This is a genomic window from Clostridium sp. BL-8, from assembly GCF_002006495.1.
GTDB lineage: Bacteria > Bacillota > Clostridia > Clostridiales > Clostridiaceae > Clostridium.
On record NZ_LZZL01000043.1, the window covers coordinates 14,661 to 29,492 of the forward strand.

Here is a 14,832-nt window from a genome sequence, read left to right on the forward strand (position 1 = left end):
TAGGGCTTTTGTTATTATCTTAAATAACAAAAGCCCTACATACTTATTATAATTTTTCACGCCTATTAGTAGATTTTATAAATAATTCTTTTAATGCTTCTTTATCATCATTTTCTATTGCATGTTTTATTTTGTCTAATTCAACTTCAAAGTTTTCTATACTCGTCAACAGATTTTCCTTATTTCCCAGGAAAAGTTCACTCCATAAGTCTTCATTTATGTTTGCTATTCTAGTTAAATCCCTGTAGCTATCTCCAATAAAGCTTCCAGTTTCTCTTCCTTCTAAATCACTATTAACTAGTGCTACAGCTAAAGAATGAGGAAGCTGACTTGTATATCCTATCATCTCATCATGATGCTCAGGAGTTATCCTTCTAATTCTCTTAAATCCAAGCTTATAAACTAAGTCTTCTATCATTCTTAGATTTTCTTCTTTATTTCTAGCTACTGGTGTTAAGATATAATTTGCACCTTTAAAAACTGTACTGCTTGCAAAATCTATTCCCTTTTTTTCTCTTCCTGCCATTGGGTGCCCAAAAACAAAATCAATATTTTCTGGCAAAATCTTTATTATATCATCAATAAACATTTTCTTAATTCCAGTTGCATCTGTTATTACAGCACCATCCTTAAAGTTTTCTTTATTGTCGGTTATAAATTTCTTAACTAATCGAGGATATAAGGAAATAATTATAAAATCTGCACTTTTAACTATCTCATCGCCACTAGTAAACCCTTCTTTTATTAATCCAAGCTTTTTTGCTTTTTCTAGAGACTCTTCATTAATATCTATGCCATACACATCATCATACCCAGCTTCCTTTAATGCCATGGTAAATGATCCTCCAATTACTCCAAGACCTACAACTACTATCTTCATATTAATAGCTCCCTTTATCTACACAGAATTAAATTTCCTTACCTTCGATATCTGCTACTGCTTTAACCTTAGCCATAAGTGCATCAAATTGGTCTGGAGTAAGTGATTGCTGTCCATCACTTAATGCATTTTCTGGATCATTATGAACTTCTATCATAAGACCATCTGCTCCTGCCATAATTGCTGCTTTAGCCATTGGCTCTACTAGGTAAGCATAACCTCCTGCATGACTTGGGTCTACAATAATAGGTAAATGTGATAATTTCTTTATCACTGGAACGGCCTGTAAATCTAATGTATTTCTTGTTATAGTTTCAAAAGTTCTTACTCCTCTTTCACAAAGAATTACATTTTCATTTCCACCTGCCATAATGTATTCTGCTGACATAAGCCATTCTTCTATAGTTGCTGATAAACCTCTCTTTAATAATACTGGTGTTTTAGTCTTACCAACCTGCTTTAGCAAATCAAAGTTTTGCATATTTCTAGCACCAATTTGAATCATATCAACATTTTCAACAAAAGCATCCAAATAATCTGTTGACATAAGCTCTGTTACTATTGGTAGCCCTGTTTCCTGTTTTGCTGCTTTTAATAGTTTTAAACCTTCAAGCTCTAATCCTTGGAAACTATAAGGTGAAGTTCTTGGTTTGAAAGCTCCTCCTCTTAAGAAATTAGCTCCAGCTGCCTTTACTCTTTTAGCTACTTCAATGATTTGTTCTTCACTTTCTACAGAACATGGACCAGCCATTATTCCAAGTCTTCCACCACCAACTATAGATCCTTGAACATTAACTATTGTATCTTCTGGTTTAAATATTTTATTAGCTTTCTTAAAAGGTTCTTGAACCTTCATAACTCTATCTACACCCTTTAGTACCTGCATTTTTTTAGGATCGATTATAGATGTATCTCCTATAATACCTACTATGTAGTAAGTATCGCCTTTTGAAAGATTAACCTCTAATCCTTTTGCTTCAATTACTGATGTAACCTTTCTTACTTCTTCTTCTGTTGCCTTTGGGTTCATAATAATTATCATTTTTACTTTCCTCCTGTACTCCTACTTTTAATTTTTTACTACTATACTTCTATACTACTTTTGTCAATTAACAGTTCACAGTTTGCAGTTCATAGTTGCATTTGAAATATCTGACTAGATTTTTCAAAAATTATATTTATATGTTTTCTTCAACTATTTACTACAGATTATTAATTGCTAATTAACTTATATAATAAACTATTTAGACATCTTTTTCAATTCTAATGCCTTCATAGCTAATATATACCCCTGTTCTCCAAAACCACACATTTGGCCTATACATGCTGGTGCAGTTACAGATTTCTTTCTGAAATCTTCTCTTGAATGTACATTAGATAAATGTACTTCAACTGTATCTATATTAATTCCTTTTATAGCATCATGAATCGCATAACTATAATGAGTATAAGCTCCTGGATTTATTATTATTCCATCATACTTCTCAAAATATGCTTTTTGAAGTTCATCTATTATTTCACCTTCACAATTGCTTTGAAACAATGTTACTTCATGACCTCTATTTTTGCCTTCTTCCTTAATATACTCGCATATATCTTCAAAGGATTTTGTGCCATAGATTCCTTTTTCCCTAACTCCAACCATGTTTAAGTTAGGGCCATTAATGACCATAATCTTCATTAATATTCCTCCTAATCTAGCTCTAAATTAAGTTTTATGACTTCTTTCGCTATACTTATCACATTTTCAAGTTCCTTATCATTCCTGATAATTTCATCTGCATATAATTTATATAATTCATAGCGTTCATCATATAACTTGATTAATTTATCTCTGCCTTCTTTTAACAAGGGTCTTCCCGAAATATCTATATCTTTCAAAAGCTCCTCTAAAGGCCTATCTATAAAGACAATATAAGACTTTTCTTTTAATACATCCATATTCTCTTTTCTCTTTATTACGCCTCCGCCTGAAGAAATCAGTATATTATCCTTTTTAGATAATTCTATGCAAGCTAAGGTTTCAAGATCTCTAAAGTAAGTTTCTCCCATTTCAAAAAGCTGAGGAATTGTCTTAGATGTCATACCTTCGATATATTCGTCCATATCATAAAATTTTAATTTTAGTTCATTACTTATTACTTCACCTATTGTGCTCTTTCCACACCCAGGCATCCCAATAAGCACTACTTTGTCTTTCATATATGCCACCTACTTAAATTCATCTTGAAACATTGAATATAGCTCTTCTGACACAGCCTTATCCAAAGAATGTCCTTGCCATATTTCTTCAGACTTTATAGCTTGCCCAATGAGCATTTCGATTCCACCGCATACTTTTTTGCTTAATTTTTCACCTATTTTTAAGAACTTTGTTTCCTTAGGATTATAAATTATATCTATTAATACATTAAAATTATTTATTATGTCTTTATCAACCGGCGTAGCATCTGCATTAGGATACATTCCAAGAGGAGTCGTATTTATCAAAATATCTCCTTTTATATAGCCTATTTCTTCATAAGTTTTAATTTCAATTTTTTCATCATTATAATCAGAATTAATACTTTTTCTTCTGGAAACTAAATAAATCTTTTTAATTCCTTGATCCAGCAAGTAGGTTATAACAGCTTTAGCTGCTCCACCATTTCCGAGCACCATAGCTATGCTATCTTTAATTTCAATACTATTATTTTTAATAATAGTTCCAAAGCCAAAATAATCTGTATTATAACCATATAATTTTCCATTATCTAAATGGATTGTATTTATTGCACCTATTTTTTGTGCTTCTTCCGATATAAAATCTAAATATTTCATTACATCCTGCTTATACGGAATAGTAACATTTACTCCCTTTACCTTAAGAACTTTTATTGCCTCTACTGCTTTACCTAATTCTTCTTTTTTGACCTCAAAAAGCTTGTATGCACCTTCAATATTTGAAGCTTTAAAAAAATTATTATGAATTTTAGGTGAAAGGCTATGAGATAATTTTTCTCCGAGCAATCCATAAAAATCCAAATTAATCACCCCACTTTATTCAGTTAACAGTTAACTATATTTCTTGTATCCTCCTATAAGTTTAAAGTAAGCACTGCTTTGTTCTATTAGACTTAATGCTTTTCTGACTTTTTCACTTTCGAGATTTCCTTCAAAATCAACATATAAGAAATACTTCCATGCTCCTTTTTCCATTGGTCTTGATTCAATCTTCATCATGTTTATGTCATTTTCTGCAAAATGGCTTAATAATTTATATAATGTACCAGCTTTATGTTCAAGAGAAAACACTACACTAACCTTATTACAACTAGAATTTGTTTCAAGTTCCTTTGATATTATTATAAATCTTGTAGAGTTTTCACTTTGATTATTTATATTTTCTTTTATTATTTCTAAATTATATATACTTGCAGCTCTTTTACTTGCAATAGCTGCCTTAGACTTATCATTTAAATCACTTACAAGTTTAACGCTATCTGCAGTGCTATGAAAAGGAATCAGCTTCCAAGCATTATGCTTTTTAAGAAACTCCGTACTTTGTTCAAAGCCTTGAGGATGTGAATATACTTCCTTAATTGTTTCTAATTCAGCACCTTTTACACCAATTAAATGTTGATTTATCTTAATACATTCTTCACCGATAATATAAAAATCATATTTATATAAAAGATCATAAACTTGTGAAATAGCACCTGTTGACGAATTTTCTATTGGAACTACTCCATAATCAATTTCACCATCTTTAACTGCAGCAAAAACATTTTCAAATTCTTCATATGCTTTTGCTGATTTGACATCTCCAAAGTACTTCATCATGGCTTCTTCCGTAAAAGATCCTTTAACTCCATAATAACCAATCTTCTTTTTATTTATAGAACTTTGACGTTGCGTAAATTTATATTCTCCAACAGCCTTTTCAATTTTTTTATTTTCAAGTTTCTTAGCGATTTCCATTATCTGAGCGAAGAACTCTCTAGTTCCTTCTTCATAGTTTTTATTTTCAAGATATCCTAAGTTTTTTTCAATGACTTCTTTTTCTCTACTTTCATCAAAAACTGCTAAATTATTCTTCTTTTTATATTCTCCAACTTTAAGAACTACATCCATCCTCTTTTCAAATAATTCCGTTATTTTTTTATCTATTTCATCAATGCTCTTTCTATAATCATCTAATTCCGTCACTTTACTCTCTCCTTTTAGATCTGTTATAAATCCACCATTAATAGTTTTGAATAAAGATTTTATAAAACTTGTGTCCTAAATTCTTAATTCTTGACCTTTAACTGATTAAATCTAATATTCCTATTGCAGTTACTGCTTCAATTACTGGAACAGCCCTTTGCACAATGCATGGATCATGTCTTCCTTCAATTATAAGCTCTGATTCTTTCTTTTCTGCAATATCTATTGTCCTTTGAACTTTAGATATTGATGGTGTCGGCTTCATTGCAACCTTAAATAATATTGGCATTCCATTTGTAATTCCACCTGTAATTCCACCATTATTGTTTGTATAAGTCTTTACCTTATCACCATCATAATAATATTCGTCATTGCAATTTGAACCATTAAGTTTACTCATTTCAAAGCCCTTTCCAAATTCTATTCCCTTAACCGCTGGAACGGAGAACATTAAGTGCGCTAAAGTTGACTCAACTGAATCAAAAAACGGATTTCCGATTCCTGCATTTATACCAAGAACTGTGCATTCAATAGTTCCTCCCACAGAATCCTGCTCTTTTTTTGCTTTAAGGATTGTCTCCCTCATTTCTTCCTCTTTTTCTGAAATTAAAAGAGGTAATTCTTTATTTTTTAGATCTTCTAAAAGTTCTTTATTTAATTCGACCTCATAAAAACTTTTATCTTCAATATCACCAATACTTTTAATATGAGCTCCTATACTTATTCCCTTACCTGCTAGTACCTGCTTACAAATAGCACCTGCAAATACTAATGGTGCAGTAATTCTTCCTGAGAAAGATCCGCCACCTCTATAATCATTGAATCCATTGTATCTAACATACCCTGGATAATCTGCATGACCTGGTCTCATTAAATCCTTAAGCTTTCCATAATCCTTAGAGCGCATATCTGAGTTTCTAATCACTGCACAAAGAGGAGTTCCTGTGGTCTTTCCTTCAAAAAATCCACTTAAAATTTCTGGTGCATCAGCTTCTTTTCTTGCTGTAGATAAGTTACTTTTCCCTGGAGCACGCCTAGCCATTTCTTTCATAACTTCTTCTAGGTTAATTTCGACACCAGAAGGAAGTCCATCTATTGTAATTCCTATTCCGACCCCATGTGACTCACCAAAAATAGAAACTTTTAAGTTATTTCCCCATATTCCACTCATCAAATACACCTCCTAAACTTTTAAAATCTTCCCAAAACTGAGGATATGATTTAGAAACACATTCATAATCCTTAAGCACTATTGGATCTTTACATACAGTAGATGCTATAGCTATAGTCATTGCAATTCTATGATCCTTGTGACTCCAGACTTCTGCTCCGCCTTTTAGCTCTTTAACTCCCTCTATTATTAAACCATCTTCTCTTTCTTTAATTTTAGCTCCTAACTTATTAAGCTCAGACGTTACAGCTGCTAATCTATCGCATTCTTTAATCCTGAGTCTTCCAGCATTTATTATTTCTGTTGTACCTGTGCTTAGTGCTGCAACTAAAGCTACTACAGGAATTATGTCTGGGCATTGAGAGCCATCAATTATAGTTGCTTTTAGTCTTTCATTTGCTATTCCGATTAACCCATTATTTTTATTAATTATATCTAATCCCATTCTTGTTAAAATATCTATTACTTCTTTATCTCCTTGAAGAGAGTCTAACTTTAAATCATTTAAAATTACATTATTTGAAAGTGCATCTGCACAAAAGAAAAATGCCCCTTGAGAATAATCTCCTTCAACTCGATAGTCCCTGCTTTTATAAATTTGATTTCCCTTTATTATAAATTCTTCATAATTGTTATTTATAATCTCTATGCCAAAGTCTTTCATTGCACTTAAGGTTAAATCAATATATCCCTTTGATTCCATTTCTGTTGTTATTAGAATTTTAGAATCTCCATCTAAAAGAGGAAGAGTAAATAATAAACCTGTTATGAACTGCGAGCTGATATTTCCTTTAACTTTAAATTCCCCTGACTGTAATTTACCTTCTGTCTTTAAATCTAGTACGCCTTCTTTATAGGAATACTTTATATTTTGTTCATCAAATATATTATAGTATGTATCTAAAGGCCTTTTCCCTAAATTACCTCTTCCAACAAATCTGTTAACACCATCAAATAACGCTGCAATAGGTACTAAAAATCTTAAGGTTGAGCCTGATTCATTACAATCTATAAGTCTTTCGCTCTTTACTAAATTAACTTCAATATTTTCAGGACTTCTAATCCCACAAACTTCAAGATACTCTTCTTTTTTTGTTATCCTTGCTCCTAATGATGACATAGCTTCAATTGTTGCTATAATATCATCAGAGTAATCTATATTTGTAACTTTACTTACTCCATTTCCAAGGGCCGCACAGATTACTGCTCTATGGGCCATGCTCTTAGATGGGGGTATCTTAACTTCGCCATTTAATTTTCTTGGATATATTTTTAAATCTCCCATTTCATCACCTCTTAGTTAGGCACAATCAAAAAATAACAAGCCCATCTGCCAGCCTATTTTCATGCACCTTAATTCACAATATAAAATTCATGATGTATGTTACTTATTTGAAAAACTCCACACTAGTCTTTTCCAAAAACGACTCACCAATATTTTTTAGTAATACTACCTTCAAGGAATTATCGATATTTTTCTTATCTAAAGCTATGGTGTCTAAAATTGCAGAATTATCTTTTATCTCGACTTCATAAGGAAGCCCATATTGAATCAGTATTTCTTTAATTTCTTCACTTACACCTTTTTCAGTAAGTCCTTTATTTTCTGCAATTCTGCTTATTTCATACATACCTATAGCAACGCCTTCTCCGTGAGTAAATCTTTTAAAATTATAATAAGTCTCTATTGCATGACCTAAAGTATGTCCAAAATTTAACAACATTCTTTCTCCTGTGTCCTTTTCATCATTTTCCACAACGCATTTTTTTATAAAGCAGCATTTGTGGATAATTCTTTCAATATTGTGCATAACTTCTTCTTTAGTTTTCAAACTCTTTAAGAAATGGAAGAATTCTCTATCCTTTATACATCCATATTTAATTACTTCACCCATACCATCTTTAAAAAACTTTTCATTTAAAGTTTTTAATACATCTGGATCTATTAAAACTGCTTTAGGTTGATAAAAACTTCCAACTAGATTTTTACCTCTTTCTAAGTCAACTGCAACTTTTCCTCCTACGCTGCTATCAACCTGAGCCAGTAAAGATGTTGGTATTTGAACAAAATCTACCCCTCTTAAAAAAGTAGCTGCAGCAAATCCACCAAGATCTCCAATTACTCCACCACCAAGAGTTATTATTAAATCACTTCTTGTAATTTTAAAATCTAAAAGTTCATTGTATATTACAGGCAAAGTGCTGAAAGCTTTTGTTTCTTCACCTGCTTCTAAAGCCATTATTTTAACATCATATCCTGAATTAACTAAGCATGATTTTATCTTATCTCCATAATAAGAATTTACGTTTTTATCAGTTAATATAAATATTTTTTTTCCTTTGTAAATCTTCTCAATTTCAACATTTACTTCATTCATCAATCCTTTTTTGATTAGGATTGGATAACTTCTTTCTCCAAGTTCAACAACTAGATTTTCCACTACTTAACACTCTCCTTCTTATTAATCGTGTAACCTACTATACTTCTGTTTTCTATAGTCATTGTTTGAATAAAAATTCCAATAAACTACTTATTAAGCAGTCCCTTCAATAACCTTCAGTACTTCTATTTATATTGCCCCCTTACATATATTTAATTATATTTAAAAAAAATGGAACTCATATATAATGAGTTCCATGAAATATCGATGTTATAAGATACTAAAATACTCTATGAAAATTAAAAACTCATTAGAAAGATATTTTTTTCAGTTTTTTTGCAAAATAAATAGCCAGCGCTAAAATAAAAGCCCCAGAACATAAAATAAAAAAAGCTATAAAATTTTTGCATAACTGATTTTACAATATCCTTTTCCATGATTTTCTCCATTTCTAAATTAATAGTTATTATTTACGAATAATAACACAAAATTTTCTTTTAAAATTTATCTTTTTTCCATTATAACAAACTATATCACAATGTCAATATTTATTATTACTTTTTCATTTTTTACCCTGATATAATATTTATTTATTATTTTAAATTTTACTTATTTGTTATTTTTATAATTTCAGACTTTATTTTTTTTAAATTCAACAAAACCCACCCTTGACTGTTTTATCTTTCATACTGCTCATTCCTAAAGAAGCATCTCCATATGATAGTTTGTCCTTAACATTTCTATCTGTATATTTCTAAGCAAAATATAAATATAAAAATAAAAAAAATATAAGTACACATAATAAAAGTACACATAAAAAGCAAGGTGATGATACAAATGACAAGTAAAAGACTTCTCTATATTTTTATGATAATTTTAATATTACTTTCAATAAGCTGTAGTAATAATAGTCTACTTAAAAATAACAGTTCAAGACAAATTTCAAATGAAGATTCCTTAAAAAAAAATGATGGACTTAACATAGATTTTTCTAGCTTTACTGGCTTCGATATGCCTAAGGATAATGTAAAATTTATAATTAACGGCAAAACCCTTAAGCTTAATTTACCAATATACTTAGATAAAAATCGATATTATATATCTCTAAATGAATTCATTCAAGAACTTGATGGAAAAATAAAAAAACGTAATGACAATCTAGTTATACGTCTTAATAACGATATTTACACAATTTACTTGCATGATAATATCATAAAATCTCCAAATAATAATTTTCCCTTAAAGAAACCATTATTAGTCAAAGATAATTTTTATTATATTGGATTATCTGATTTTTCACGCATGCTTAAACTTTACACTAGGTGGGATAAGGATAATAAAATAATAAATTGTAAAATAGATGGTTTTCCAAGTGCAAATATCATCCCATATAAATCAAAAATAAAACAAATAGGTCTTATTCGTTTTGAAGATATAGGAGTAAATTCACAGCCTTACTCCAAAGAATATTTTGAAAAACTCCGCATAATAGCAGACTATATTAATCAAAAGAAAATCCCTTATCACATCGCATGGATTCCAAGGTATGTAATTCCTAGTCAAAAAGTTGATAATGATCCATTAACTAAAAATAATTTTGAAATAGCTGAAATGGTATATAGTTTAGATTTTTTTACTACACATAATGGATCAATTGGCCTCCATGGTTATACTCATCAATCTGGTAACACTGAATCTGGGGCTGGTTTTGAATTCGGAAAACTTAATCCTTCTGAGAGTACATTTAAAGAAAAAATCGAAAGGGCTATCAAAACTGCATCATACTTGGATATACCGATTGATTTCTTTGAAGCACCACATTACGAAATTACACCAGCCCAAAATAAGATTGCAGAAAAATATTTCAAAATTTTATATTACCCATTTAATGATTTCGGTAAGGAAAAAGCTGATCTAAAAAAGCCACAGCGTAGTCCTTATAACAAATCATCATTTTATATTTCAACTCCTCTTGACTATATTCCTGCTAAAAAAGAGGAAGAAACTTTAGCTAAGATTAAAGAAACTAGTACAAATAATATGGGCAGTGTATTTTTTCATCCTTTTTTAGAAAATGATTATATATCCTTAACTGAAGATGATAATTCCGCCCCAACCTTTACTTATGCTGAGAACTCAATCTTAAAAAGGTTAATCAGCATATTAGAAGAAAAGGGATTTAAAATGATTAAAGTAACAGATCTTTAACTTCCTACTCATAAATTAGTAAGTTTTAGCTCCAATATACTTCTTCTCTCCTGGAAGAATCTTTGCAGCAATTAATGTAGAAATTATTATAATTGCAAATCCAGATAAATACATTATATTGTACCCAAACTTACCTTGGATTGCACTAAAAATTTGAGGATAAACAAAATTAGCACCTGCTGAACCTAATATTGTTACTATTGAATATGTGCCTGCTACAAATTTGTCATCAACAACATTTCTAATATATTTGAATAAGAAAGTCAAATAACACCCATACATTAATCCATGTAGTTGATCACCTAAAACAACCAAAGGCACATATCCTGTTGAAAATAATAATATTCTTGCTGCAGCTATAATAAAAGCCACAATTAAATATTTTTTAGGAGTATTATTCTTTAAAACCTTACCAACAAACATAAATGATAAGAACTCAACAACAACCCTGAAAAATATAGATTTACTATATATTGAGTTAGCTAAAGCAGTATTTCCTGTTATATCTATTAAATAGGTTGAATATGCAAATTCTATTGCATTGTATGTTCCAATAATTAAAATACTAGTGAGACCAAGAATTAATGAATTTTTATTTTTTAATATATCTCTTAGTTTTACCTCATTTTTCTTAGCATCTGCTTCAATATTATTAAATTTCACTCCTATAATAAATATTACAATACTTATCATAGCAATTCCCATTATGTAAATAGTTTTAAATTCAAATCTTTCAATTATAATTCCACATAAAAGTACTATACATCCAAAACCTATAGATCCCCATTTTCTTATTTGAGAATATTCCATACCTTGTTTCACAGATAGTCTCTCAACATATATTTCATATATATTTCCAGTTGTTTGTACAATAATTCCATATAAAATTGCAAAAATGTATATTGTAAATTTATTTGCAATAATAAAAAATATAGTCATAAGGATCAATGCACTAAAATGTATCATAACAAATTTCTTTTTATTGTTGCTCCCAGAGAGTCTTCCTACTAAAAATTGCTGAGAAAAAATTGCAGATAGTGCACCTATGGATACTACCTTTCCAACTTCATTTAACGATAATCCAACCACTTGATTTAAATACGGTACATAAAAGGTAGTTACTATACTCAGCACTCCATAAACAATATAGGTAGATAATGAATAATAAAACTTAATTTTGTCTTTCACAGTAAATGCTCCTATCCAAAGTATATGAAAATAGCGTATTATAGATAATTCATCTCAATATCCAACGGCTGCATTTCTCCATATCTTTTGTTTATCATAGCTTATAATTTATATCTTAACTTAGGTATAGTCAAGCTTTTTTATAAGTTATACATAGATTCCTAATTTATCATTAATTCCTTAAAGAATAAAAAAATGATTTCTTTATTAAGAAACCATCTTTTTATTCATTCTATTTATAATTTAAATAAATAATGAAGACATATTAAATGCCTATAGTATTGGAGATACTAATCTAATTAAAGATTCTTTGATTCTAAGCGAAATGCTTCTGTTATAATATATTTCCTTTGTTATTTCCTCAGAATCTTTGATATCTTTCATAAATTCAATTTCTCCATCTCTTGCAATTCTATTATCAAAAATAAATGCATTTACCTCAAAATTAAGCTTAAAACTCCTGATATCCATATTAGCCGTTCCTATGCTCATTACTGCACCATCAGCAACTATAGTTTTTGAATGAATAAAACCTTTTTCATAATTATAGAGCTTTATTCCTGCTTCTAATAACTCACCTATATATGAGCTTGCCGCCCACTTCATAAAGAAATGATCTGGTTTTCCTGGTATTATAATTCTAACATCTACTCCTGATAACGCTGATATTTTTAATGATTCTAATATTGGTCCATCCGGTACAAGATATGGAGTTTCTAAATATAAGTTCTTTTTAGCATTATTAATAAGCTTTAAATATGCATTCCTAATATATTCTTCCTTATGGTCAGGTCCGCTTGTTACAATTTGCATACCTACATCACCGAAATCATCGCTAAATTCTTCTGAATAATTTTCATAATTCTCTATATCTTCCTCAGAAGCATGGCACCAATCAAGTAAAAATCTTTCATTTAAATAATCAACAGCTTCCCCCTGTATTCTCACATGTGTATCTCTCCAAAAACCAACTTCAGGATCTTTATTTATATATTCTTTTCCAACATTAAATCCACCTACATATCCAAATTTACCATCAATAACAACAATTTTTCTGTGATTTCTATAATTTATACGTGTATTAAGATGTGGTAAAATTCCCGGGAAAAATATCGAAAACTTTCCTCCAGCATGAATATACTCTTTAAGTGCTTTTTTCGTTAATTTTCTTGAACCCATACTATCTACTAATAGTCTAACTTCCAGACCGCTTTTTGCTTTTTTTGTAAGTTCATCTATTATACTTTTTCCAAGTATATCATTCTTAAAAATATAATATTCAATATGAATATATTTCTTTGCATTTTTTATGTCTTCTATTAATTGTTTAAATTTATCCTCACCATTTACATACACATTAACTCTATTATTAGTTGTGAGCCTTGCTCCTGAATGATTGAAATTCATATTTATTAAATCAAGGAATCTCTCCCTTACATGATGACAATCATCATTGCCTATTTCATATTTATCACTTAGATTTTTTCTTTTATTCTCATCAAATTTTATTTTCTTTTTGAAAATCTTCTGTCTGCTTAAATTTTGTCCAAGAAGAATATAAATAATAAATCCTAAGCCTGGTAAAACCATAACTATTAAAAGCCATGCCCATGTTGTGGTAGGATCTTTTCTCTCTATAAAGATTAACGATAGAGAAAGAAGCGTATTTAAAATTAAGATTATAACTGTTAAGCCTAAGAATATATTCATCAATTCACTTCCTTATTTTATGACATATCTTTATTCAGTTTACCAAATATCTCTTATTTTTTTTATGCTCTCATATTATTTTATCATAATAATCTAATATATTGCGAAGGTATATTAAATAAATTAACGACTTGATTGTGCCTTATACCTCTAAAACCTCACTAAAAAAGCTATCTTAAAATCATTTTTCATTCTAAGATAGCTTTCAATGAACTCTAATTATTTTCATCTTACCCAATTTCGTAGATAATTATTAAAATAATAGTCATCATATAAACTTTTTCTATACTGTTATTTTATTATTGCAGCATATATAATTTTATGAGTTAAACCTATACCCTGTTCCCCAAAGCGTTTCGATGTATTCTGGATTCCCAGGATCCTTTTCAATCTTCTTTCTAAGCTTCTGTATATGAACCGCTACAGTAGCTGTATCTCCATAGTACTCTTCTCCCCATATTTTATCAAATAATTGCTCCTTAGTAAAAACTATATTAGGGTTAGAAGCTAGAAAAACCATGAGTTCGTACTCTTTTGTAGTAAGAATAACTTCTTTTCCATTTATAAAAACTTTATGGGAATCAGTCATTATCTCCAAAGCTTTATGGCTAATAATACTAACTTGTGTTTTCTTTCCAGATAATCTTTCATATCTGATTATATGCGATTTTATTCTAGCTACTAATTCTGCTGGACTAAAAGGCTTTGTTAAATAATCATCTGCTCCAAAACCAAGACCTTTTATCTTATCAATATCTTCACTTCTTGCTGATACAATTATTATAGGTATTTCATATTTTTTTCTAATCTCTTCTACTATTGAATATCCATCTTTACCTGGAAGCATTAAATCAACGATAATAAGATTAAATATCCCCGTAATGGCTCTCTTTAAGCCTTGACTTCCATCTTGAACTATTTCAACCTTATATCCATTTAATTGGAGATATTCTTTTTCTAGTTCTGCAATATTTATATCATCTTCAATAATTAATATTTGTTTCATATACTTCCCCCTCATTATTATTTGCATCCGTAGCATCATCTCTTCTTCAATCTGGAGATAACGGCTGCACCATGTTCATGCACATTACATTGTGCCTACT

13 protein-coding genes are annotated in these 14,832 nt (G+C 29.7%); 1 reads left to right on the forward strand and 12 read right to left on the reverse strand.

The genetic code is table 11. The annotated features are described in order from the left end of the window. Positions 1–46: 46 nt before the first annotated feature. From CLOBL_RS15290 to aroB, 9 genes are all read right to left on the reverse strand, one after another. Positions 47–880 carry a prephenate dehydrogenase gene (locus CLOBL_RS15290; RefSeq protein WP_077859835.1) on the reverse strand — a complete coding sequence of 278 codons (834 nt, stop codon included), beginning with the start codon at positions 878–880 and terminating at the stop codon, positions 47–49. Between the two features lie 28 nt (positions 881–908). After that, positions 909–1,922, reverse strand: a complete 1,014-nt coding sequence (gene aroF / locus CLOBL_RS15295; RefSeq protein WP_077859836.1) for a 3-deoxy-7-phosphoheptulonate synthase — start codon at positions 1,920–1,922, stop codon at positions 909–911. Between the two features lie 198 nt (positions 1,923–2,120). Continuing rightward, positions 2,121–2,561 carry a type II 3-dehydroquinate dehydratase gene (aroQ, locus tag CLOBL_RS15300; RefSeq protein ID WP_009168455.1) on the reverse strand — a complete coding sequence of 147 codons (441 nt, stop codon included), beginning with the start codon at positions 2,559–2,561 and terminating at the stop codon, positions 2,121–2,123. Positions 2,562–2,572: 11 nt separating this feature from the next. Further along, the gene (locus CLOBL_RS15305) at positions 2,573–3,082 is read right to left on the reverse strand and encodes a shikimate kinase (protein ID WP_077859837.1); all 510 of its coding nucleotides are present in this window, start codon (positions 3,080–3,082) and stop codon (positions 2,573–2,575) included. A gap of 9 nt (positions 3,083–3,091) precedes the next feature. Then, complete coding sequence (gene aroE, locus CLOBL_RS15310; RefSeq protein WP_077859838.1) at positions 3,092–3,904, reverse strand: shikimate dehydrogenase; 813 nt, start codon at positions 3,902–3,904, stop codon at positions 3,092–3,094. A 30-nt stretch (positions 3,905–3,934) separates the two neighbouring features. Continuing rightward, positions 3,935–5,068 (reverse strand): prephenate dehydratase, encoded by a 1,134-nt coding sequence (gene pheA, locus CLOBL_RS15315; protein WP_077859839.1) that lies wholly within the window; start codon positions 5,066–5,068, stop codon positions 3,935–3,937. Between the two features lie 97 nt (positions 5,069–5,165). After that, positions 5,166–6,239, reverse strand: coding sequence for a chorismate synthase (gene aroC / locus CLOBL_RS15320; protein ID WP_077859840.1), 1,074 nt, complete (start codon positions 6,237–6,239; stop codon positions 5,166–5,168). Further along, positions 6,217–7,524, reverse strand: coding sequence for a 3-phosphoshikimate 1-carboxyvinyltransferase (gene aroA / locus CLOBL_RS15325; RefSeq protein WP_077859841.1), 1,308 nt, complete (start codon positions 7,522–7,524; stop codon positions 6,217–6,219). The genes aroC and aroA overlap by 23 nt, the downstream gene beginning before the upstream one ends. 103 nt (positions 7,525–7,627) lie before the next feature. Beyond that, positions 7,628–8,680 carry a 3-dehydroquinate synthase gene (aroB, locus tag CLOBL_RS15330; RefSeq protein WP_077859842.1) on the reverse strand — a complete coding sequence of 351 codons (1,053 nt, stop codon included), beginning with the start codon at positions 8,678–8,680 and terminating at the stop codon, positions 7,628–7,630. A gap of 777 nt (positions 8,681–9,457) precedes the next feature. On the opposite strand from aroB, the gene CLOBL_RS15335 reads away from it, so the two are divergent. Next, on the forward strand, positions 9,458–10,828 hold the full coding sequence (locus CLOBL_RS15335) for a DUF2334 domain-containing protein (RefSeq protein WP_077859843.1): 1,371 nt from the start codon (positions 9,458–9,460) through the stop codon (positions 10,826–10,828). Between the two features lie 15 nt (positions 10,829–10,843). Here CLOBL_RS15335 and CLOBL_RS15340 read toward each other — a convergent pair whose 3' ends face one another. The 3 genes from CLOBL_RS15340 to CLOBL_RS15350 form a co-directional block, all read right to left on the reverse strand. Continuing rightward, on the reverse strand, positions 10,844–12,016 hold the full coding sequence (locus tag CLOBL_RS15340; protein WP_077859844.1) for an MFS transporter: 1,173 nt from the start codon (positions 12,014–12,016) through the stop codon (positions 10,844–10,846). Positions 12,017–12,289: 273 nt separating this feature from the next. Then, positions 12,290–13,726: a cardiolipin synthase gene (gene cls, locus CLOBL_RS15345; RefSeq protein WP_077859845.1), complete on the reverse strand. Its 1,437-nt coding sequence runs from the start codon at positions 13,724–13,726 to the stop codon at positions 12,290–12,292. A 319-nt stretch (positions 13,727–14,045) separates the two neighbouring features. Continuing rightward, positions 14,046–14,732 carry a response regulator transcription factor gene (locus CLOBL_RS15350; protein ID WP_077859846.1) on the reverse strand — a complete coding sequence of 229 codons (687 nt, stop codon included), beginning with the start codon at positions 14,730–14,732 and terminating at the stop codon, positions 14,046–14,048. Positions 14,733–14,832 lie beyond the last annotated feature (100 nt).

Coding starts and splice junctions, on each gene's coding strand:
- CLOBL_RS15290 (WP_077859835.1), bottom strand. CDS start 880: ATGAAGATAGTAGTTGTAGGTCTTGGAGTAATTGGAGGATCATTTACC.
- aroF (WP_077859836.1), bottom strand. CDS start 1,922: ATGATAATTATTATGAACCCAAAGGCAACAGAAGAAGAAGTAAGAAAG.
- aroQ (WP_009168455.1), bottom strand. CDS start 2,561: ATGAAGATTATGGTCATTAATGGCCCTAACTTAAACATGGTTGGAGTT.
- CLOBL_RS15305 (WP_077859837.1), bottom strand. CDS start 3,082: ATGAAAGACAAAGTAGTGCTTATTGGGATGCCTGGGTGTGGAAAGAGC.
- aroC (WP_077859840.1), bottom strand. CDS start 6,239: ATGAGTGGAATATGGGGAAATAACTTAAAAGTTTCTATTTTTGGTGAG.
- aroA (WP_077859841.1), bottom strand. CDS start 7,524: ATGGGAGATTTAAAAATATATCCAAGAAAATTAAATGGCGAAGTTAAG.
- CLOBL_RS15335 (WP_077859843.1), top strand. CDS start 9,458: ATGACAAGTAAAAGACTTCTCTATATTTTTATGATAATTTTAATATTA.
- cls (WP_077859845.1), bottom strand. CDS start 13,726: ATGAATATATTCTTAGGCTTAACAGTTATAATCTTAATTTTAAATACG.
- CLOBL_RS15350 (WP_077859846.1), bottom strand. CDS start 14,732: ATGAAACAAATATTAATTATTGAAGATGATATAAATATTGCAGAACTA.